18 protein-coding genes are annotated in these 21,144 nt (G+C 69.5%); 13 read left to right on the top strand and 5 right to left on the bottom strand.

Features of this window, described 5'->3' with window-relative positions; all coding sequences use genetic code 11:
• Positions 1-69: 69 nt before the first annotated feature.
• Entirely contained in the window at positions 70-1,329 is a 1,260-nt protein-coding gene (serS, locus tag VET29_RS09650) for a serine--tRNA ligase (RefSeq protein WP_324917828.1), read from the bottom strand.
• Between the two features lie 351 nt (positions 1,330-1,680).
• Between serS and VET29_RS09655 the strand changes: the two genes are divergently transcribed.
• From VET29_RS09655 to VET29_RS09675, 5 genes are all read left to right on the top strand, one after another.
• A complete protein-coding gene (locus VET29_RS09655; protein WP_324917831.1) occupies positions 1,681-2,496 on the top strand; it encodes a septum formation family protein in 816 nt (271 codons plus the stop codon).
• A gap of 13 nt (positions 2,497-2,509) precedes the next feature.
• Positions 2,510-2,860 (top strand): metallopeptidase family protein, encoded by a 351-nt coding sequence (locus VET29_RS09660; RefSeq protein WP_324917834.1) that lies wholly within the window; start codon positions 2,510-2,512, stop codon positions 2,858-2,860.
• Between the two features lie 36 nt (positions 2,861-2,896).
• Entirely contained in the window at positions 2,897-3,478 is a 582-nt protein-coding gene (locus VET29_RS09665; RefSeq protein ID WP_324917838.1) for a MerR family transcriptional regulator, read from the top strand.
• The gene (locus VET29_RS09670; protein WP_324917841.1) at positions 3,475-6,033 is read left to right on the top strand and encodes a VIT domain-containing protein; all 2,559 of its coding nucleotides are present in this window, start codon (positions 3,475-3,477) and stop codon (positions 6,031-6,033) included. The genes VET29_RS09665 and VET29_RS09670 overlap by 4 nt, the downstream gene beginning before the upstream one ends.
• 726 nt (positions 6,034-6,759) lie before the next feature.
• Positions 6,760-7,605: a DMT family transporter gene (locus tag VET29_RS09675; RefSeq protein WP_324917844.1), complete on the top strand. Its 846-nt coding sequence runs from the start codon at positions 6,760-6,762 to the stop codon at positions 7,603-7,605.
• On the opposite strand, the gene lhgO is transcribed toward VET29_RS09675, so the two are convergent.
• A complete protein-coding gene (gene lhgO / locus VET29_RS09680; RefSeq protein ID WP_324917847.1) occupies positions 7,596-8,780 on the bottom strand; it encodes an L-2-hydroxyglutarate oxidase in 1,185 nt (394 codons plus the stop codon). The two genes, VET29_RS09675 and lhgO, sit on opposite strands and share 10 nt — an antisense overlap.
• Positions 8,781-8,951: 171 nt before the next feature.
• Here lhgO and VET29_RS09685 point away from each other — a divergent pair, with 171 nt between their 5' ends.
• The 4 genes from VET29_RS09685 to VET29_RS09700 are packed head-to-tail and all read left to right on the top strand — an operon-like array spanning position 8,952 to position 12,329.
• Complete coding sequence (locus VET29_RS09685) at positions 8,952-10,277, top strand: hypothetical protein (RefSeq protein ID WP_324917850.1); 1,326 nt, start codon at positions 8,952-8,954, stop codon at positions 10,275-10,277.
• Between the two features lie 11 nt (positions 10,278-10,288).
• Positions 10,289-11,071, top strand: a complete 783-nt coding sequence (locus VET29_RS09690) for a glycosyltransferase family 2 protein (protein ID WP_324917853.1) — start codon at positions 10,289-10,291, stop codon at positions 11,069-11,071.
• A complete protein-coding gene (locus tag VET29_RS09695) occupies positions 11,068-11,439 on the top strand; it encodes a DUF2304 domain-containing protein (protein ID WP_324917857.1) in 372 nt (123 codons plus the stop codon). Before VET29_RS09690 ends, VET29_RS09695 begins: the two co-directional genes overlap by 4 nt.
• Positions 11,436-12,329 carry a glycosyltransferase family 2 protein gene (locus tag VET29_RS09700; protein WP_324917859.1) on the top strand — a complete coding sequence of 298 codons (894 nt, stop codon included), beginning with the start codon at positions 11,436-11,438 and terminating at the stop codon, positions 12,327-12,329. The genes VET29_RS09695 and VET29_RS09700 overlap by 4 nt, the downstream gene beginning before the upstream one ends.
• Before the next feature lie 54 nt (positions 12,330-12,383).
• Here VET29_RS09700 and VET29_RS09705 read toward each other — a convergent pair whose 3' ends face one another.
• A complete protein-coding gene (locus VET29_RS09705) occupies positions 12,384-14,360 on the bottom strand; it encodes a DUF6541 family protein (RefSeq protein ID WP_324917862.1) in 1,977 nt (658 codons plus the stop codon).
• Between the two features lie 224 nt (positions 14,361-14,584).
• Between VET29_RS09705 and VET29_RS09710 the strand changes: the two genes are divergently transcribed.
• From VET29_RS09710 to VET29_RS09720, 3 genes are all read left to right on the top strand, one after another.
• Entirely contained in the window at positions 14,585-16,504 is a 1,920-nt protein-coding gene (locus tag VET29_RS09710) for a glycosyltransferase (RefSeq protein ID WP_414636472.1), read from the top strand.
• Between the two features lie 187 nt (positions 16,505-16,691).
• A complete protein-coding gene (locus VET29_RS09715) occupies positions 16,692-17,297 on the top strand; it encodes a class I SAM-dependent methyltransferase (protein ID WP_324917868.1) in 606 nt (201 codons plus the stop codon).
• Between the two features lie 20 nt (positions 17,298-17,317).
• Positions 17,318-19,219 carry a glycosyltransferase gene (locus tag VET29_RS09720; RefSeq protein WP_324917871.1) on the top strand — a complete coding sequence of 634 codons (1,902 nt, stop codon included), beginning with the start codon at positions 17,318-17,320 and terminating at the stop codon, positions 19,217-19,219.
• A gap of 657 nt (positions 19,220-19,876) precedes the next feature.
• Here the strand turns inward: VET29_RS09720 and VET29_RS09725 are convergent.
• A complete protein-coding gene (locus VET29_RS09725; RefSeq protein ID WP_324917875.1) occupies positions 19,877-20,080 on the bottom strand; it encodes a cold-shock protein in 204 nt (67 codons plus the stop codon).
• A 220-nt stretch (positions 20,081-20,300) separates the two neighbouring features.
• Here VET29_RS09725 and VET29_RS09730 point away from each other — a divergent pair, with 220 nt between their 5' ends.
• Positions 20,301-20,648, top strand: coding sequence for a hypothetical protein (locus tag VET29_RS09730; RefSeq protein WP_324917878.1), 348 nt, complete (start codon positions 20,301-20,303; stop codon positions 20,646-20,648).
• 14 nt (positions 20,649-20,662) lie between these two features.
• Here the strand turns inward: VET29_RS09730 and VET29_RS09735 are convergent, their stop codons facing one another.
• Positions 20,663-21,130 (bottom strand): SixA phosphatase family protein, encoded by a 468-nt coding sequence (locus VET29_RS09735; protein WP_324917881.1) that lies wholly within the window; start codon positions 21,128-21,130, stop codon positions 20,663-20,665.
• Positions 21,131-21,144: the final 14 nt, after the last annotated feature.

Consider the following 21,144-nt stretch of genomic DNA (forward strand, 5'->3'; position numbering starts at 1 on the left):
TTCCGGCTTCCGGCTTCCGGCTTCCGGCTTCCGGCTACCGGCTACCGGCTACCGGCTACCGGCTACCGGCTACACCGGTTCCAGCACCTCTTTGCCCAGGTAGGCCTGCAACGCCGTCGGCACTCGGACCGAGCCGTCCGCCTGCTGATGGTTCTCCAGGAGCGCGACGATCCAGCGCGTCGTCGCCAGCGTGCCGTTCAGCGTCGCCGCCACCTGGGGACGGCCGTTCTCGTCGCGGTAGCGGATCGACAGCCGGCGGCCCTGGTACGTCGTGCAGTTCGACGTGGACGTCAGCTCCCGGTAGCGCCCCTGCGTCGGCACCCACGCCTCGCAGTCGAACTTCCGCGCAGCGCTCGCGCCGAGGTCGCCGCCCGCCACGTCGATCACGCGGTAGGGCACCTCGATCTTCGCCAGCATCTCCTCCTCCCATGCCAGCAGCCCGGCGTGCTCCCTGTCCGCGTCCTCCGGCTGGCAGTAGACGAACATCTCGACCTTGTCGAACTGGTGGACCCGGATGATCCCCCGCGTGTCCTTCCCGTACGTCCCCGCCTCGCGCCGGAAGCACGACGACCAACCCGCGTACCGTCGCGGCCCCGCCGACAGGTCGATGATCTCGTCGGCGTGGTACCCCGCCAGCGGCACCTCCGACGTCCCGACCAGGTACAGGTCGTCCTCGGCCAGCCGGTACACCTCGTTCGCGTGCGCGCCCAGGAAGCCCGTCCCGGCCATGATCTCCGGACGGACCAGCACCGGCGGGATCATCAACGTGAACCCGTTCGCGACCGCCTGCGCCGCGGCCAGGTTGAGCAGCGCGAGTTGCAACTGCGCCCCGACCCCGGTCAGGAAGTAGAACCGCGAACCGGACACCTTCGCGCCCCGCTCGACATCCAGTGCACCGAGCCGCACCCCGAGGTCGAGGTGGTCAACCGGCTCGAAGTCGAACACCGGCGGCCTGCCGACCTCCTTGACCACGACGTAGTCGTCCTCACCGCCCGCCGGCGCGGCTGGATGGACCACGTTCGGCACGACGGCATGCAACTCGGCGAGCTTCGCCTCGGCCGCCGACTGCGCCGCCTCGGCAGCCCGCACGTTCGCCGCCAGCTCCCGGCCCTTGGTCAGCAGCGCGTCCCGTTCCTCGCCGTGGGCCCTGCCGACCTGCTTGCCCAGCTGCTTCTGCTCCGCCCGCAACCCGTCCGCGGCGGCGACCGCGGACCTGCGCCGTTCGTCGGCCGTCAGCAGTGCGTCGACCACCGCCTCGTCCTCACCGCGTGTCCGCTGCGACACGCGCACCGCCTCGGGATTCTCACGCAGTGTCCTCAGGTCGATCACGGCGAGGAGCGTATCCGCCACCTCGTTCCCTGCCCGTCGAAACCCGGCGACCAGACCTCCATGATCAGCGCTTGTCCCGGCGAACACCACGACGATCGACCAGCGTGAGGCCATGCCCAGCGGGCAGCGGACGACGTGAAGTGAGCACCTTCGTCAGATGATTTCTGACAGCAAGTCGATTCGGCCCGTCCTCCGGGACGCAACGCTGGCATCATGGACGCGATGTCTGAACGCGTCGGGCGGCCGAGCTCCCGAGGGAGCACGCTGAAAACACGGTTGGTGATGGCAGGCGCCTTCGTTGGTGCCCTGGCTGTACTCAGCATGAGCATGTTGTTCTCCTGGCCTGTGTCAGTGAAGGGAGTGGCGGACACGGCTGCCGAAGAGGCCGCCGCCGCGTTCGACTCGCCCAGTGGGACATGTCTCGACTGGCCGAACGACGCTCCGCAGAACATGCGCCGGGTCCCGTGCACGCAACCGCACACGTTCGAGGTGACCCGCAACGTCGAGATCGGTGCCGACTACCCGGGCAGCGCCCCGCCGCCGAACGATCAGGGCTGGCAACAGATCGTGACCGACCGCTGCACCACGGTAGGGGCCAAATACGTCCACGGCGGCACGCTCGACCCGTACGGCAAGTACACGGTCGGAGCGCTGAAGCCGACCGCGCAGCAGTGGAAGGAAGGCGACCGCAAGCTGCGCTGTGGCCTCCAACGGGTGACGCCGTCCGGCAAGCGTCTGTTGGCGACCACGGGGACCGCCGCTAACCAGGACCAGTCCAACATCCATGACCCGGGCACCTGCTTCGCCCTGGTGAACAAGCAGGAGGTCGGCGACCCGGTCGACTGCTCGAAGGCGCACTCGTTCGAGGTGGTCGGCAACGTCGACCTCTCCCAGGCGTTCCCCGCGGACTACCCGACCGAGGAGCAGCAGCGCGAGAAGACCGTGGACCTGTGCCCGCCAGTGGCGTCGCAGTACTCGGGGAACAAGGATCTGGCCGCGTTGAGCCTGTCGCTGTACTCGGACACGCTGAAGCAGGAGAGCTGGGCGGCCGGCTCGCGGAAGGTGAACTGCAAGGTCGGCGCGCTCGAAGAGGATGGGTCGCTGCGTCCGGTGGTCGGCAGCGTGCGGGCCCAGCCCGCCTCGACCAGCGCCAAGCCGTCGAAGTAGAGGCGAACCGGCCATGGGCTTCGCCATGACGCGCCAGCGGTTCGAGGAGCTGGTCGGCGACGCCCTCGACCTCATCCCGCGCGAGTTCGTGGCCGCCATGGAGAACGTCGTGATCCTGGTCGAGGACCGCAACCCCGAGAACCCCACGCTGCTCGGGCTCTACCACGGCGTGGCGCTGACGGAGCGCACGTCCCACTACGGCGGCGTGCTGCCGGACCGGATCACCATCTATCGCGAGGCGATCCTCGACATCTGCCACGACGAGCAGGACGTGGTCGAGGAGGTCGCGATCACGGTCGTTCATGAGATTGCCCACCACTTCGGTATTGATGACGCTCGGTTGCACGAGCTCGGCTGGGGATAGCTTGACACTGTCATCTGACACTGTCAACATGGCACCATGAGCGACGAGCCGTGGACCCTCGAGCAGCTTTCGGACCGCGTCGCCAACCTCCTCGCCGACGGCTACGAAGGTCAGCGCAACGGGCGGATCCGTGAGCTGCCGAACGGGCGCACCATCCGGTGGTACACGACCATCGGTCTCGTCGACCGACCGCTGGCGACCAGGGGAAGGGTCGCGCTTTACGGTCAGCGACATGCGCTACAGCTGGCAGCCGTCAAGCGGCTGCAGGCTCGCGGCATGACACTGGCCGAGGTCCAGGAGCGGCTGCTCGGCGCCTCCGACGAGGAGCTGGCCGGCATCGCCCAGACGAGACTCGACATCTTCCCGGCGCCGCCAGGCCCGCCGATACGTCTCACCGGCTTCTGGCGGCAGGACGGTCAGGACAGAACCGAACAGAAGAACGACACTGTCACGAACGTGGTCCCCGCGTTCCGTGTAGGTGACAGTGTCACCGTCCTGCTGGACGGCACGACCAGACCTCTTGACGAGGCCGACATCGCTGAGCTGACCGCGGCCGCCGGGCCGCTCCTCGACGCGATCGACCGGCTCGGCCTGTCTCCACGAAAGGAACGCCGATGAGTACCGACATCCAGCTGATCGACCAGGCGGAAGTGACCGCCCGGCCGACCGAGGACGACGGGCTCGGCTGCCTGCGTACGAAGCGCGGCAACCTGCCGCTCGAGTCGATCGACGTTCGTACCAGGATCACCGGCCTCGCGTCGCACACGGAGCTGACGCAGGGCTTCCGCAACACGCATGACGAGCCACTCGAGGCCACGTACGTCTTCCCGTTGCCGCCACGTGCCGCGGTCACCGCCATGCGGATGGAGGCCGACGGGCGGGTGGTCGAGGGCGTGCTCAAGGAGCGTGGCAGGGCCAGGGCCGACTACGACCAGGCCATCCAGGAAGGCAAGCGGGCGTCGATCGCCGAGGAGGAACGCCCCGGCGTGTTCACCATGCGCGTCGGCAACATCGTCCCGGGCGAGCGGGTGACCGTGCATCTGACGCTCGCCGGAGCGCTGCCGTACGAGGACGGCGAGGCGACCTTCCGGTTCCCGCTGGTGGTGGCGCCGAGATACATCCCGGGCACGCCGCTGGAGGGCGATCAGGTCGGCGACGGCACGGCGGAGGACACCGACGCGGTGCCGGACGCCTCACGTATCTCCCCACCCGTGCTGCTGCCCGGCTTCCCCAACCCGGTGCGACTCTCGCTGGAAGTGGACGTCGACACAGCGGGCCTGCCGCTGGCCGGCATCAGGTCGAGCCTGCACGCCGTGGCCACCGAGGACACGTCGACCGGTCTGCGAATCCGGCTCAGTCCCGGAGAGCGTGCCGACCGCGACTTCCTGCTGCGTCTCCGCCTCGGTGACGAGGACGCGGTGAGCACGGCGCTGGCCGTCCTGCCGGACGAGGACGAGGAAGGTGGCACGTTCGCGCTGACCGTGCTGCCACCGGCGAACGAGCCTGCCCGACGCGGCCGCGACGTCGTGCTGGTGCTGGACCGGTCCGGGTCGATGGGTGGCTGGAAGATGGTCGCCGCGCGGCGGGCCGCCGCGCGGATCGTGGACACACTCGGCGGCGACGACCGGTTCGCGGTGTTGGCGTTCGACTTCGAGACCGAGGCGCCGCCGGGCCAGGCGGACACCCTGGTCGAGGCGAACGACCGCAACCGGTTCCAGGCCGTCGAGTTCCTGGCCGGCCTGAACGCACGCGGCGGCACAGAGATGCTGTCCCCGTTGCGCCGCGCCACGTCCCTGCTCCGCGAGGCGGCGGACCGGGAACGGGTCCTGGTGCTGGTCACGGACGGCCAGATCGGCAACGAGGACCAGATCCTGAGCGAACTGGCACCAAGCCTCTCCGGGGTGCGGGTCCACACGGTCGGCATCGACCGCGCGGTGAACGAGGGTTTCCTGCAGCGGCTGGCCGGGTCGCAGGGCCGGTGCGAGCTGGTCGAGTCCGAGGACCGCCTCGACGAGGCAATGCACAACATCCACCGCAGGATCGGGACCCCACTGGTGACCGAGCTCCAGGTGACGCAGGACGGCCTGGCGGTCGACCTGAGCACGCTTGCTCCGGCGCCGTTGCCTGACCTGTACCCGGGTGCGCCGGTCGTGGTGATGGGCCGTTTCACCGGCAGTGCCGAGGGAGCGGTCGTGGTGAGCGGGATGCCGAACTGGCGTGCACCTGTGTCGGCGACCCGGAGCGTCAACCCGGCACTGGCGGCACTGTGGGCGCAGGCGTCGGTCCGTGACCTGGAGGACCAGTACGTGACGGGCCAGACCTCGCTGGAACAGCGGATCGTCGACACGTCGCTGAAGTACGGCGTGCTGTCCCGCTTCACCGCGTTCGTGGCGATCGACCAGCGGGTGGTGAACGAGGGCGGCACCGTCCGCCAGGTGACCCAACCGGTGGATACGCCAAGCGGCTGGGAGGTGCCGACGACCGCGCCCGCAACCGCGATGCCGGCAGCAGGTGCGCGAACCTTCGGCGCGATGGCCCGCTTCAGCGCGCCCCAGTCGCACAGGGCCGGCCACAGCTCCGGCTATGGCGGTCCAACGCAGGGTGACTACGGCAGCGCACCGGGAAGCCTGCCCGGCATCCAGGGAGGCCCGCCGAGCGCTCCCGCACCTGGCGGCATGCCAAGCGCACCCGGCAGCTACAGCGGCTCGGCGCCAGACGGCGGGCTTGGCGGATCGGCCCCAGGCGCACCGAGCGAACCAGGCATCCCGTGGGTTCCCCCAGTGGCACCGCGGCCGGGCGCGAAGCCGACCCCACCGCTCTCGCCGCCCCCGCCGATCCCGCCGATCCCGGGGACGGGCGACGCCGTGTCGCTGACGAAGTTCGCGACGGAGGAGTTGGCGCGCCTGCATGGCAATGAAGGTCAGGACGTCTGGTTGCGAGCGGGACTGCTGACGGCGCTGTCGGAACGCATCCGCCTCCAGTTGGCGGCCTGGGAGCAGGCCAATGAGCCGGCCGACGCCCGCAAGAAGTTGGGTGCGTTGTCGACCGAACTCGCCGTTCCAACCGCCGACCCTGCGGAGGTGGACCGTCGCTGGCGGAACACCATCGCGATCCTGGAGTCCTTAGCCAACAACGGTCACGGGCGCTTGCGCCGGCCGTTCTGGAAGCGCTGACGGTTCCGGAAGTTCCTGGCCGTGGGTGGTGGAGGTCTGGTCAGGCGAGGCCCCGGGTAGGGGAGGCTCGGGGCCTCAGCGGGGGAGTGGCAGGTGGTCTGGGTGGCGGCCGGGTAGGCCGGGCCGGGGGCGGAGGTTGGACAAGACAGGAAGCCGAACTGGTGGCCGAGGCTTGGGCGACCAGGGCCGGGACCGCGACTGGGGCCGGGATCGGGAAGCGTCAACGGCCGGACGTTATGACTGTGATGATCAAGGCGTGCCGCCTCAGGTTGTGGTCCGACCCGATTACGACTGACCGATGTGTCCTTGTCTTGGTTTCGGTTTCGGTCTCGGTCTGAGGTGGTGCTTGCTGCCGCTGGTCAGGTGATGCGTGTCCCACAGGGCCTTGCAGCATTGAGCATCTACACGGTCCTGAACATTCGATCGGCCTGGCGTCGGCCAGCCCGTAGGCGCTCCGATCACAGCAGGAGCCAACGACAACCCGAACCACTGGCTTGACGAACAAATCGTTCGGGTTGGTGGTTGTGGGCGTCGTAGTGTGCGCGGCGTGCATCGGATGTTTCCTATTACCCCGCCGCCCTGCGGTTGAGCGGGGTGGTCTTCTGACGGTGTGGCTGTCTGTCGCCGCGCCTACTTGATGCTGTCTTGAAAACGCCCCGCGTCAAGGGTCATCTACTTCTTCGACGCCTGGGAGCGTTTGTTTTGTCCTCTTTGTCTTGTCGTTCCGTGCGCTTGTCCGCTGCGCTGCTCGTACTCGCCGGGGTGCTCTGGGGGACCGGTGGGCTTGCCGGTGCCCTTCTCCAGTCCGCCACCGGGATTGGGCCTGTCGCCGTTGCCGCCTACCGGCTCCTGGTCGGTGGGGGCGTTGCCGTCCTGTTCACCGCTTCGCGGCTGCGGGAGTTGCGGACGTCCGCGGCCTTCCGTCGGCTTCTGGTCACCGGTGGGTTGCTTGCTGCCTTTCAGGCCGCCTACCAGGTTGCCGTCGCCTGGATCGGGGTCAGTCTCTCCACTTTGATCACTATTGGGTCCGTCCCCATGTTCGTTGCCGGGGTCGACGGTCTCCTTGCTCGGCGGACGCCTGGGTGGCGGACGCTTCTCGCCATCGGTGGGGCGTTGGTGGGGCTTGCCCTGCTCACCGGTGGGGCCGGACCCACGGCTCGGATGCCTCAGGGCGTCGCCATGTCGCTTCTTGCTGGGGCCGGGTTCGCGCTGCTCACCCTTCTCGCCGCTCGGCCCGTTGCCGGGCAGCAGGCGACCACCTCCGCCGGGCTGTTGCTCGGCGGGATCCTGCTGACGCCGTTCGGGCTCCTGGCGGGTGGAATGGGGCTACCGCTTGACGCATGCGTGCTTGCGTTCGTGCTCTATCTCGGGCTGGTCCCTACCGCCATCGCCTATGGGGCTTACTTTCTTGGGCTTCGGCATGCGCAGCCCACCGCCGCCGCGCTGGCCACCATGCTCGAGCCTCTGACCGCCACGCTCCTGGCGGTGGGCCTGTACGGGGAGCGGCTCACGCCTTCCGGCATCGCGGGCGCACTTCTGATCGTGGGCGCGCTCGCTCTCCACTACCTGTGACCAACCTGGTCGGCCACGTGCTTCGCTATCTCCAGTGCGCACGTCGCGCCCGGTGACGGGGCGTTGAGTACATGGACCTGGTTCGGTGTGGTCTCGATGACGAAGTCCTGTACCAGGGTGCCGTCGGGGCGCAGGGCCTGCGCCCGCACACCGGCCCCCGCCCGGACCAGGTCCTCGCGGCCCACCCCCGGCACGAGCCGGGCCAGGCTTCGCGCGAAACGTTGCCTCGACACGGACCTCAGGATCTCGTCCGCCGCTGTGCGGGGGTACTTGCGGGCCAGGCGCCAGATGCCCGGGAAACGAGCCACCTCCGCCAGGTCACCTGCTGACACGTCGCGCCAGCGGTAGCCCTCCCTACGCAGGGCCAACACCGCGTTCGGGCCCGCGTGGACGCTGCCGTCCAGCATTCGGGTCAGGTGTACGCCCAAGAACGGCAGGCTCGGGTCCGGGACCGGGTAAATGAGTCCGCGCACCAGATGGGCCGCTTCCGGGCGGAGGGTGAAGTACTCGCCCCGGAACGGGACGATCCTGACCGCCGGGGTCAGGCCCGCCAGCGTCGCGACTCGGTCGGAGTGCAGGCCCGCGCAGTTCACCAGGGCGTCCGCGCGGACCACGTCACGGCCGGTGGCTATCTCCACACCGCCGGCTCTGCCTGGGCGGATGGCCAGCGCCGGCGTGGACAGTCGTAGGTCGGCGCCCGCCGCCGTCAGCTGGGACGCCAGGACCTCGCACACCCTGCCGAAGTCGATCACCGCTGTCGTGGTCACGTGCAGGGCCGCCACGCACGCGACTTCCGGCTCGTACTCGTGGGCCTCCGCCGGGGTGACCAGCTTGGCCGGGACGCCGTTCGCCGAGGCCCGCTCCGCCAGGGCGTGGAGGCCGGGTAGCTCCTCGTTGGTCGTCGCCACCACCAGCTTGCCGCAGACGTCCACCGGCACGTCGTTGGTCTTGGCGAACTCGACCATCGACCGGTTGCCGGCCACCGACATCCGCGCCTTGAAGGACCCGGGCTCGTAGTACAGCCCGGCGTGCACGACGTTCGAGTTGTGTCCCGTCTGGTGGGCCGCCCAGCGCCCCTCCTTCTCCAGGACCGTCACCTCGTCGCCGCGCGTGGTCAGCTCACGCGCGACCGCCAGGCCCAGGATGCCGCCACCGACAACCGCTACACGCCGCACGCCGGCAACGCTAGCGCGACCTCGACTCGACCACCTACCCAGCGCTTTCGCGATCAGGCCCTTCGCGGACACGTCGGGCCGAGTGGCACCGGCGGGCAACAACAACGGCAGCGGTCCGGACTCACCACACCGGGGGATGGCGGCGGGTTGCTGCCGGATACCGTGGGCGGTGTGGTCAGCCTGCGTACACGTCTCGGTCCCGCCGTCTACATGGCCGGCGGTCTCGCGGTGGTCGGCGCCGCCGGCTACGGCTTCGTGGCGCTGGCCGGGCACACCCTCGCCCCGGCGGACGCCGCCGCGCTGGCGAGCCTCTACCTCATGGTCAACATCATCGGGCCGGGTGTGTTCTCCGCGCTCGAGCAGGAGACCAGCCGCTCGGTGAGCGCCGAGGCGGCCGCCGGCCGGGGCATCGGCGTGGTCGCTCGGCACGCGTGGCTGCTCGCCGCCGCGTTGCTGGCCGTGCTGCTCGTCATCCTGCTGGCGGTGTCGCCGATCCTCACCGACCAGGCGTTCGCCGGGCAGTGGGGACTGTTCGTCGCCGTGCTCGTCAGCGTGGTCACCTCGGCCGCCGTCTACGTGGTACGCGGCCTGCTCGGCGGCACCCAGCGGTTCACCGGCTACTCGACGACCCTCACCGCCGAGGGACTCACCCGCATCCTGCCGTGCATCGTCATCGCCGCCCTGGGGACGCCGGACAGCACGACCTACGCGCTGATCTTCGCGGTCGGTTCCGGGTTCGGCGCGCTCATGGGCCTGTTCTGGCTGCGCCGCCGGCCCAGCGCCCAGCCGAGCGTCGAACCCACGGACGTCGCCGTCGAGCCCGCGTCGGTCAGGCGCATGGCGCGCTCCCTGTCGCTGCTGGTCGGCGGCACGCTGCTGATGCTGATCGTGATGAACGTGGCGCCGATCGTGGTGACCGCGCGGCTGTCCGAGGACGCGGCCACCGCGGCCGCGTTCGCGTCGGCGTTCGTGCTCGCCCGGATCCCGCTGTTCCTGTTCGCGCCGGTCCAGGCCATGCTGCTGCCCTCGCTGACCAGGGCGGCGGCCGCGCACGACCTCGCGGCCGTGCGGGCGCGGCTGCGGGTCATCATCATGGCCGTGCTCGCGATCGGCCTCCTAGGCGTGCTGGCGTCGTTCACGGTCGGGCCGTGGGCGGTGCAGGTGCTGTTCGGCGCCGAGGTCCGGCTCTCGGGCGTGGTCGTCGGCCTGCTCGGGGTCAGCACGGTCGGCCTGATGACCGGGATGGTGCTGCAGCCCGGCCTCATCGCGCTGGGCCGGCACAAGTCGGTGACCGCCGGGTGGGCCACCGGCACGGTCGCGCTGGTCGCCCTGCTGGCGCTGCCCGGCGACCCCATCCGCGCCGGCGTCCTCGCTCAGCTCGTCGGTGGCGCGCTGGTCGTCGTGATCATGCTGCGTGCGCTGTCGAAGGCGCTGCGTGGCGAGCGGCAACCGAGCGTCACCCCGGCCGGTGCCGGGGTAACCACGACTTCCGGCTAGGCTTTTGCCCCGTGTCAAGCAAGGTGCCAGCCGCCCGCGCGATCATCGTCGTCCCCGCCTGGAACGAACAGCTGAACGTTGGTGACACGGTGCGGGAGATCCGCGCCGCGACACCTGACATTCCGGTCCTGGTCGTGAGTGACGGATCGACCGACCGAACCGCCGACTGCGCCCGCGAGGCCGGCGCGCTCGTGCTGGAGCTGCCGTTCAACCTCGGCGTCGGTGGGGCGATGCGGGCGGGCTTCCGCTACGCCGTCCGCCACGGCTACACCGCCGCCGTGCAGGTGGACGCCGACGGTCAGCACGACCCCAAGGAAGTGCCGGGGCTGCTGGCGAAGCTGTCCGAGGCCGACGTCGTGATCGGTGGCCGGTTCACCGACGGTGACGAGACCTACAAGGTGCGCGGCCCCCGCAAGTGGGCGATGGTCGTGCTTTCGAAGGTGCTGTCCAGGCTCGCCAAGACCAAGCTCACCGACGCGACGTCCGGGTTCAAGGCCACCGGTGGACGGGCGTTGCCGGTGTTCGCCGAGCATTACCCGGTCGAGTACCTGGGTGACACGGTCGAGTCGATGGTGATCGCGGTCCGTGCCGGCTGCAAGGTCGTGCAGGTGCCGGCCCACATGCGGCCCCGCCGTGGCGGCACGCCGAGCCACCGCCCCATCAAGTCGATGATCTACCTCTTCCGTGCCGGCTTCGCCCTGCTGCTCGCCCTCATCCGCCGGTACGACCTCGTGGAGGACGCGCCGGCGCCGGTGAACCCGAGTCCCGTGAAGGAAGGCGTCGTTCAGTCATGAGCAGTACGTACCTGGTCGCGATGATCGGCAGCGTGCTGGTCCTCGCCGGCATCATCGAGCTGCTGCGCAGGCGCCAGCTCACCGAGAAGTACGCCGTCCTGTGGCTGGTGGTCGGCCTGCTGCTGCTGGTCTTCACCGTGTTCCCGGGACTGACCACCTCGCTCGCGCACGGGCTCGGCGTGGCCGTGCCGACCAACCTCATGTTCTTCGTCGGCATCGTGTTCCTGGTCGGCGTGGTGCTGCACCTGTCGTGGGAGGTGTCCCGGCTGGAGAGCGAGACCCGCAAGCTGGCCGAGGACCAGGCCATCCTGCGCCTGGAGGTCGAGCAGCTGCAGAAGGACAAGCGCGGCGAGAACGTGGCCGAATGACCACCGTCGACATCATGATGCCGTTCTACGGCGACGTCGGGTTGATGCAGGCTTCCGTCCGGAGCGTGCAGGCCCAGACCGACCCGCGCTGGCGGCTGACCGTCGTCGACGACAGCACCGACCCGGCCGTGCCGGAGTTCTTCGCGACGATCGACGACGAGCGGGTGCGGTACCTGCACAACCCGGAGAACCTGGGCCTGACCGGCAACTTCAACCGCTGCCTCGAACTGGTCGAGCACGAGCTGGCCGTGCTCATCGGCTGCGACGACCTGATGCTGCCCAACTACGTGTCCGTCGTGCAGTCGGTGCACGCCGACCACCCGGACGCCGGCATCATCCAGCCAGGCGTGCGGGTCATCGACGGCACGGGCAGGGAGACGAAGACGCTGGTCGACGAGGCGAAGCGGCGGCTGTACGCGCCGAAGTTCACCCACCGGACGGCGCTGGTGGGCGAGGACCTGGCGGTCAGCCTGCTGCGTGGCGACTGGCTGTACTTCCCGTCCATCTGCTGGCGCGCCGAGGCGCTCAAGGGCCTGCGGTTCCGCCCCGAACTGCGGGTGATCCAGGACCTGGCGCTGCTGCTCGAGCTGGTCCAGCGTGGCGAGCGGCTGATCGCGGACAGCACCCTGTGCTTCGAGTACCGCCGCCACGACGCGAGCGAGTCGTCGGCCACCGCGTTCGACGGCTCCCGCTTCACCGAGGCCGGCAACTTCTTCGCGGACACGGCCGACCAGATGGCCGCGCACGGCTGGCACCGGGCGGCCCGCACCGCCCGCCTGCACCTGTCGTCGCGGATCTTCGCGCTGACCAAGCTCCCGCAGGCCCTGCGTGTCGGCGGCGACGCGGTGAAGCCGCTGGTCCGCCACGCGTTCGGGCCTGGCCGCGGCTGACCGACCTGCGAGAGGCCCCCTGAGAGATCTCAGAGGACCTCTTCGTCGTGCCGGTCAGCCGTCGGAGTCCTCGCTGGGCGCGCCGCACGCGGTGATCCGGTACAGCTTGCTGTGGCCGTCCGAGTCGACCAGCTCGAAGCCCGGCCTGGAACCCGGGTCGTCGAGGCCGTCGTAGTACTCCCACTTGGGGTCGACCGTGCGGAACTTGCTGCCGCCGACGAACAGGAAGTCGATGTCCAGGTCCTCCACCGCGCGGCACACCTTCGGGTTGGTGCCGGCCTCGTCCAGGTGCCCGGCGATGTAGTCCTGCTCGCGGCTCTGGACGCTGCGGAAGTGGGGGAACAGCACCTCGCGGTCGCCCAGCGTCCACAGCATGGCGCTTCCGTTGAACGGGTTGCCCGCGACCAGGGCGTCCGCGGGGATCTCGTCGCGGATCCGCCTGATGAACGCCTGCGTCTCGTCGTTGACGAGCTGCTCCTTCTCCACCACCGCGTAGCCGGCGGCCACGCGGTGCTCGCGGTCACGCGGGTACAGGCCGCCGGTCACCGCCACCAGCACCACCACGGCCCCGATGGTGACCAGCGTGGCGGTGCGCCCCTGGGTCGCCGTCTCGGCGGTGCGCACGAGGACCTTCGAGGCGATCCACAGGATGCCGCCGATCGCGAGCGGCACGGCCGTGATCGGCAGGACCGCCGCGAGCCGGTGCGAGTCGTTGTACCAGTAGCCGGTGAACTTCTTGGTGTCCGGCCGGTTGATCGACGCCGTCAGCACGTAGAGGAACGTGGTGGCGAGGTGCCCAGCCACGACCAGCCGCAGTATCGGCCAGTCCCGGGCCGCGGCGACCACGCCGAGGATCACCACGACCGACAGGATCCACAGCGCGTCGGAGCGGTTCGTCGCGTTCAGCAGCACCTCGCCGACCGCGTTGGGCGGGGTCTCGAACGGCGGCCAGTACTGGTCGCGGATGTTGGCGAACGCCGGCGAGGTGGCCGTGTACCACCACACGAACGCGAGGAACGCGAGCACGACGACCAGCTCGATCACCCCACGCCACGTGCGGCCGGCCTTGTGCAGCTCCCACGCACGGGCGCCCAGCCGCGCGCCGACCGGGAACAACGCGAGCACGCCGACCGAGAACAGCACGTTCGGGTGCGCGAAACCGGCCGCGAGCACCGCCACGAACGTGGCGAGCCAGCCCCGGCCGACGCCGATCGCGTCGTCCTTCACGAACCGGGTGACCGTGAAGACGATCGCGAGCGCGGCCGGCGCGAACGACATGCCGAGGGTGTTCGGCCACAGCACGCCGAAGCCGAGCAGGTCCCACGGGAAGGCGCCGAACCCGACGCTCAGCGTGCCGGTGATGGCGAGGGCGCCGAGGTGGCGGCCGAAGAGCTGGCGGGCCAGCAGCAGGCAGGACAGCGGCCAGATGACCACCGCGGCCACGACGGTCACCAGGTTGGCGGCCACCGGGATGCTGACGCCGGTCGACATCATGAGCAGCGAGGCGACGTCGTGCCAGCCCGCCGGGTAGAAGACGCCCGTGACCTCGGGGTTGCCCAGCGTGGCAAGGGTCAGCGAGGACGCCTGGTGCGAGTCGGCGATGTAGGCGAGTGCGTTGTAGTGGAACAGCGCGTCGTAGGTCTGGGAGATGGCGTCCGGCGTGCGGATGGCCATCAGCACGGTGATCATGCCGAGCACCACGCCCGGCAGCAGCCCGACGAACCCGGCGACCGACACCCCGCGTGGGTCGGCCTCGGCGGCGAAGATCTTCCTGCGCCGCAGCAGGAAGGCGACCACGCCCACCACCGCGATGACCGCGACGCACACGACCAGCACGACGAGCGCGTTCCAGTCGACGCCGAACTTCTCCAGCACGACCGCGCTCGTCGCGATCAGCGCGATGCTCGTGACCGGCGCGAGCCCCCACGCCGCGATACCCCGTAGCCCGGCCAGGTAGTGGATGACCAGACCCGGCAGGAGCAACCAGGCGATGGTCACACCGATGGCGGGCACGGCTTCGAACCAGTTCATGTCGGTGGCAACCTCGTATCTTCGCCTGGATCCCCAGCATCGGGCGCGCCGATTCTAGGAAGGCCAGACCCGGCCCTCGTCATCACCCACACATGTGGGTTGTCGCCCGACTCTGTGAGCCGGCTGTGTCCGGGGAGCATCCGAGCCGTGACCTAAAGGTAATACCGAGCTGCTTCCTGGGTACCCTGGATGCGGAACTCACCCTTTTGGAGGACTAACTCGACATGCTCGGCAGCCCCACAGCCACAAGTGAGACCTCGGCTCCGGACGAGCGCCTCGTGGAGCACGTGCCCGCGGGTCGCCTCATCGCCCAGCGCGGTCTGTTCCGCGGTCCCGACCCGGTCTGCCCGGTCGACCTGTACGCACAGGCCGTCCAGGGCACCGCGACGCGGCAGCGGCAGCGGTTGGTGGTGCACGCCGGCTCCGAGGTCTCCATGGACACCTACTTCGGCCGCTTCCCGGCGAGCTACTGGCAGCGCTGGACGGTCATCAGCGAGGTGCATGCCGAGGTGACGGTGAGCGGTGCCGGCCGGATCGCGCTGGTCGCCTCCGACAGCCGGGGCGACATCCGCACCGTCGCGGCCGAGGAGGTCACCGGCCAGGAGGGCGGCGCCGTCACGCTGCGGGTCACGCTCGACAAGTTCCTCGACGGCGGGTTCCTGTGGCTGGAGTTCGCCGCGGGCGACGAGGAGCTCGTCGTGGAGCGCCTCCGGTGGACCGTCGAGGCGCCCGAGCTGCTGCGCCCGACCGCGGTCGTGATCTGCACGTTCAACCGGGCCGACGACTGCACCAAGACCCTGCAGTCGCTGGCCGCGGACGACGAGGCCCTGGACGTGCTCGACGCCATCTACGTGGTGGACCAGGGCACCGACACCGTCGAGTCGCGCGAGGCGTTCCCGCAGATCGAGAAGGACCTGGCGGGCCGGCTGCGGTACCTGCGCCAGCCCAACCTCGGCGGCGCCGGCGGGTTCGGGCGCGGCATGTACGAGGTCACCGAACGCGGCTCCGCGCACGCGAACGTGCTGCTGATGGACGACGACGTGCTGTGCGAGCCGGAGATCGCCGTGCGGCTCACCGCGTTCGCCAACCGCGCCGCCGAGCCGACCATCGTCGGCGGCCAGATGCTGCGGTTGCTGCACCCGACCATGCTGCTGGCCGGCGCCGAGTACGCGGACTTCGCGCAGCTCGTGCCGGGCCAGGTCGTCCAGGGCGCGCTAGACGACGTCGACCTGACCGAGGAGGCCGAGGACGAGGACGGCCTGCCGACCGGCAAGCCCAACCGTGGCGACCGCCGCGTCGACGCCGACTACAACGCGTGGTGGTCCTGCCTGATCCCGGCCGAGGTGGTCGCCGAGATCGGCCTGCCGCTGCCGCTGTTCTTCCAGTGGGACGACGTCGAGTACGGCTACCGCGCCCGCGCCGCCGGCTTCGCCACGGTGACGCTGCCGGGCGCCGGCCTGTGGCACGCGGACTTCGACTGGAAGGACGCGGACAAGTGGAACGAGTACTTCGCGGTCCGCAACGCGATGATCGTCGCCACGCTGCACGCCGACATCGAGCCGAGGCACACCGCGCGGGTCATCATCTCCCGGGTCGTCCGCTGCCTGCTGTCGATGCAGTACGGCCTCGCCGCCACGCTGCTCAAGGCCGTCGAGGACTTCCTGCGCGGTCCGGAGTTCCTGCATGACGGCGGCGCGTCCGCCGCGAGGGAGATCCATGCGCTGCGGGCCGACTATCCGGACACGGTCATGCACGCGCCCGGTGAGCTGCCCGGGCTGAAGTCGGGCGAGGTGCCGATGGTCCAGGCCGGGCCGACACCGAGCATGAGCCGGGTGGTGCTGCTCAAGCGGCTGATCCACTTCGCGCTCGGCAAGACCGCGCACGAGGTCGGCGCCGTCAACCTCGACGACGCCACCTGGTGGCACGTCTCACAGTTCAACACGGTGGTCGTCACCGACGGCTCGCAGGGCGGCGTCCGGGTGCGCAGGCGTGACCGCGAGCTGACGATCAAGCTGGCCAGGCAGACCGCCAAGGTCGTGCGCCGGCTGGTCACGGAACTGCCGCGCCTGCGTGGCGAGTACCGGGCCGCCGCCGCGGAGCTGACCAGCCGGGACAACTGGCGGCGGCTCTACGGGTTGGACTGAGCGGAGCCGGCGGAGCGAGCACCGTGCGGCGACGGTGCCTGGCCGTCCCGAAGGGCGCCGCTGCGCGACGGACGGCTACCATGCCGTTGCGCGGACGGGATGCTGACGGGGTGCCCGGCGCCATACAAACGAAGACGGCCGGCGACATACGACCGGCCGTAACCGGATCGGTGAGGACCTGACAGTCATGGCTTCCCTGGATTCAACCGAGGGCGAGGAGTACACCGACCGGCTCAAGCGGCTCGAGATGCCGCTGTGGAAGCGGGTACTCGACGTCCAGGCGCCGTACCGCTGGAACCTCCGTCGCCAGTTCGGTGACCGCGAGGTGCTGGAGGTCGGCTGCGGCATCGGTCGCTGCCTCGCCCACCTCGCGCCGCACGGGGTCGGTGTCGACCACAACAAGACGTCGATCGAGGAGTGCCGCCGTCGCGGGTTCACGGCGTTCACCACCGACGAGTTCTTCGACACCGAGTACGCGAAGCCCGGCCGGTTCGGCGGCATGCTGGCCGCGCACCTGGTCGAGCACATGCCCCGCGAGGAAGCCGTCAAGATCCTCTCCGGCTACCTGGAGTACCTGGCACCGGACGCGCGGCTGGTGCTGATCTGCCCCCAGGAACGCGGCTACGCGTCCGACAGCACGCATGTCGCGTTCTCCGACTTCGACGCGCTGACCGACGTCGCCTACCAGCTCGGCTTCCAGAAGACCAAGCGGCAGTCCTTCCCGCTGCCCCGCGTCGCCGGCAAGGCGTTCACCTACAACGAGTTCGTGCTGGTCGCCGACCGCACGTCGTAGTTCACTGGAGGAGCAGAACCGTGGCCGAGCAGGCGACTGCCAGCAGACCTGACGTCGATCGCGTCCTCTGGCGGGTGATCCTGCCGAAGGAGAGCGACCCGCTGGACGTCCGTCCGCTGTACCTGGACGAGCCGGAAAACGTGAACTGCACGGTCACCTCCCGTCGCCACGTCCAGGTGCCGACCTCGGCGCGGGTGTCGTTCGCGTCGTACTTCAACGCGTTCCCGGCGAGCTACTGGAAGCGCTGGACCACGGTCGAGACGGTCACGCTGCACCTGAAGGTGCGGGGCGCGGGCCGCGTCGAGGTGTACCGCTCCAAGCCGAACGGCGACCTCGTCCACCTCAAGGGCACGGCGGTGCACGCCGAGGACGAGTGGCAGACCCTCGAGTTCGACGTCGCGCTGACCCCGTTCGAGGACGGCGGCTGGCTGTGGTTCGACGTGTTCACCGAGAACATCCCGATCGACATCACCGACGCGTGCTGGCTGTCGGACAAGCCGCTGCCGAAGAAGAAGATGGCGATCGGCACCACGACGTTCAGCCGTCTGGACGACTGCGTCGCCGCGCTGCTCTCCCTCGGCGACGACCAGGCCGTGCTCGACGTGGTCAGCAAGGTCTACGTCGCCGACCAGGGCCCGAAGAAGATGCGCTCGCACGAGCGGTACGGCGAGCTGACGGCGGCACTGGGTGACCGGCTGGAGGTCATCGAGCAGGGCAACCTGGGCGGCGCCGGCGGCTTCACCCGTGCGCTGTACGAGTCGGTCGAGCACACGAAGCCCGGCACGGTCGACCAGATCCTGCTGATGGACGACGACATCGCGATCGAGACCGACTCGATCCTGCGGTCGAACATGTTCGCGCGGGCCTGCGCGAAGCCGGTGATCGTCGGCTCGCAGATGCTGAACCTGCAGGCCAAGGCCCGTCTGCACACGATGGGCGAGGTCGTCGACCTGGCGTCGTGCGTGTGGCGGGCGGCACCGGGCGCCAAGTCCGACCACGACTTCGGCGCGTACCCCCTGCGGGAGAGCCCCGAACTGCACCGGCGCATCGACTCGACGTACAACGGCTGGTGGATGTGCCTGTTCCCACGCGAGGTTGTGGAGCAGACCGGCCTGCCGCTGCCGCTGTTCATCAAGTGCGACGACGCGGAGTACTCGCTGCGGGCGCTGGCCCGCGACATCCCGACGGTCACGCTGCCGGGCTCGGCGGTGTGGCACGAGCCGTGGACCGACAAGAACGACACCAAGGACTGGACCGCGTACTTCCACCTGCGCAACCGGCTGATCATGGCGGCGCTGCACAGCCCCTATGACCTGCGGAAGACCCTGTTGTTGCAGGGCGCGAGGGTGGCGGTCCGCCGCCTGTTCTCGATGGAGTACTCGACGGCGGCGCTGGAGAACAAGGCGCTGGAAGACTTCATGGCCGGCCCGGACCGGCTGTTCGAGTCGCTGTCGAACGGCCTGCCGGAGATCCAGCGCCTGCGCAAGGAGTACACGGACGCGCAGTTCGCCCCGTCGGCGCGGGAGTTCCCCCCGCCGTCGTTCGACATGGTGAAGGCCGAGCAGATGCTGCACCCGCCGGTCAACCCGGCGCGGATCGCGCTGCGGGCGGGGAAGGCGCTGGTACACAACCTGCGCTCGCCGGAGTCGTCGGCCGTCGAACGCCCACAGGTCAACATCTCGGCGAACTCCGCGCTGTGGTTCCTCCTGGGCAACCTCGACAGCGCGACCGTGTCGAACGCGGACGGCAGCGGCGTGGCGTTCCGGCGGCGGGACCCGAAGGTGTTCCGCGAGCTGGCGGCCCGGACGGCTCACAACTACAAGCGGCTGATCGCGGAGTGGCCCAAGCTGGTGGAGCAGTACCGCGCGGCCGTGCCGGAGCTGACCTCGGTGGAGAGCTGGCGCAAGGTCTTCTCGAACTGACGAACAGAACCCGGACGAGGGCGGCCGCTGCTGCGGCCGCCCTCGTGCCATGCCGGGACTCTTTCCCACACGAGTGGTCCATTCGCGCAGGTCAGCGCACGTTTCTGTCGGTGCCCGCGACTAGGCTGGATCTCGGCGGGCCGACGGCCGCCCACGTCACACTTCCGGGTCATGTCCGTGCGAACGGTCCGTTCGTGCTGGTCAAGGGCCGTTTTCGTCGGTGACGTGGACTAGGCTCGATCTTGGGGGCCCCCGGGGGCAGCAGCGGCCCGGACTCGGCTCGAAACCCGTGCGAACAGTCCGTTCGCGTGGCTTGGCGGCCTGGCCGTCGAGGGCCGGTCTCGCGCTGGCTGCCTGCCGTCGAGTACCGGTCTCGTGTCAGCTGCCTGCCGTCGAGTACCGGTCTCGCGTCAGCTTGCCTGGCCGTCGAGGGCCGGTCTCGCGTCAGCTTGCCTGGCCGTCAAGGGCCGGTCTCGCGTCAGCTTGCCTGGCCGTCAAGGGCCGGTCTCGCGTCGGCTGCCGGAAGGGTCGAGTGCCGGTCTCGCATCGCTGCCGGACGTGGCGCCGACCCGACAGCGACCCACGGTCGAGCCGATCCCGACAACAAGAAAGGCCACCGGGCGTGAACCCGGTGGCCTCACTCAGCGTTTGTCGAGATCAGATGGCGCGGACGCCAGTCGCCTGCGGGCCCTTCTGGCCCTGGCCGATCTCGAACTCCACGCGCTGGTTCTCGTCCAGGCTGCGGAAGCCGTTGCCCTGAATCTCCGAGTAGTGGACGAAGACGTCATCGCCACCGTTGTCGGGTGCGATGAAGCCGAAGCCCTTCTCGGAGTTGAACCACTTCACAGTTCCCTGTGCCACTACATATCTCCTGATACTGCTGTGCAAGCCGCCGCGGTTGCGACGACCTGTTGGCCGGTTCAGACGGCGACTCAACCTGGAGCTAACCCGCGCGCCCGCAATAGTTCGCGAGCGTGATCGAACACGAACTCAAAACGACCAGGAGACAGTGAACCACAAGGCACCGACACAACGCACTAGAAGGGTTGCGGCAGATCACAGGCTGGGAGACAGTCGTAAGGTGAGTGAGCTCGCTAGTGACCAGCCCCAATCAATCGCGCTCGACCTCGATGAAGCAGGGGTTTCGGTCGACCTTCCCCGTCCCGCCCACCGCGAGGACCAGGTGTACGGCGTCCCGTACCGCCCGGTCGAGTTCCGCGACGACGACCTGCCGACCGCACTCGAGCGTTCGGCCGCCTGGCTACGACGAACCCAGGAGTGGCTGGGCGAACCGGTCGACGTCATCGCCATCCACCTGGACTACGACGACAGCGGCGACTCCCCGTACTACGACGTGAAGCTCCTCTGCAACGACGAGGACCTCGCGGGCGCACCCATCGCGCTCCGTGAGGTCAAGAACCCCAAGTAACGACAGACAACCGGTCAGCCACGCATCGCCGCGTGGCTGACCAAGCTCGCCCTGCGTGACCACACGTCCGGCCAGCCGCCCCGCCACGCCAGCACCGCGACCGCGGCCGTCTTCAGCTCGACCGGCTCGTTCGTCAGTATCCGCACCAGATCGGACAGGCCCGGGTTGTGGCCGACGAGCGCCAGCGTCGACACCTCGTCGGGGACCTCGTCCACCACCGACATCAGGTCCTGGTAGCTCGCCGCGTACACCCGCTCGTCGTGCTTGACCGTACCGGACAGACCGGACAGTGACAGCGTCTGCCTGGCGCGCACCGCCGTCGAGCAGATCACCAGGTCCAGCTCGCCGGCGTGGGTTGCCACCCACGGCCCGATCAGCGGCGCCTCACGCCTGCCGCGCGGCGCCAGCGGGCGCTCCTCGTCGGCGAGGTCGTGCTGCCAGTCCGACTTCGCGTGGCGCACGACCACGAGCGTCCGGTCCATACCCGCCAGAATGG

The organism is Actinophytocola sp., assembly GCF_035634895.1.
GTDB lineage: Bacteria > Actinomycetota > Actinomycetes > Mycobacteriales > Pseudonocardiaceae > Actinophytocola.

Excerpts from the sequence above, each read along its gene's own strand:
- VET29_RS09660 (WP_324917834.1), top strand. The coding sequence starts at position 2,510 with ATGGGCTTCGCCATGACGCGCCAGCGGTTCGAGGAGCTGGTCGGCGAC.
- VET29_RS09715 (WP_324917868.1), top strand. The coding sequence starts at position 16,692 with ATGGCTTCCCTGGATTCAACCGAGGGCGAGGAGTACACCGACCGGCTC.
- VET29_RS09710 (WP_414636472.1), top strand. The coding sequence starts at position 14,585 with ATGCTCGGCAGCCCCACAGCCACAAGTGAGACCTCGGCTCCGGACGAG.
- VET29_RS09705 (WP_324917862.1), bottom strand. The coding sequence starts at position 14,360 with ATGAACTGGTTCGAAGCCGTGCCCGCCATCGGTGTGACCATCGCCTGG.
- VET29_RS09670 (WP_324917841.1), top strand. The coding sequence starts at position 3,475 with ATGAGTACCGACATCCAGCTGATCGACCAGGCGGAAGTGACCGCCCGG.
- VET29_RS09735 (WP_324917881.1), bottom strand. The coding sequence starts at position 21,130 with ATGGACCGGACGCTCGTGGTCGTGCGCCACGCGAAGTCGGACTGGCAG.
- VET29_RS09665 (WP_324917838.1), top strand. The coding sequence starts at position 2,897 with ATGAGCGACGAGCCGTGGACCCTCGAGCAGCTTTCGGACCGCGTCGCC.
- VET29_RS09700 (WP_324917859.1), top strand. The coding sequence starts at position 11,436 with ATGACCACCGTCGACATCATGATGCCGTTCTACGGCGACGTCGGGTTG.
- VET29_RS09695 (WP_324917857.1), top strand. The coding sequence starts at position 11,068 with ATGAGCAGTACGTACCTGGTCGCGATGATCGGCAGCGTGCTGGTCCTC.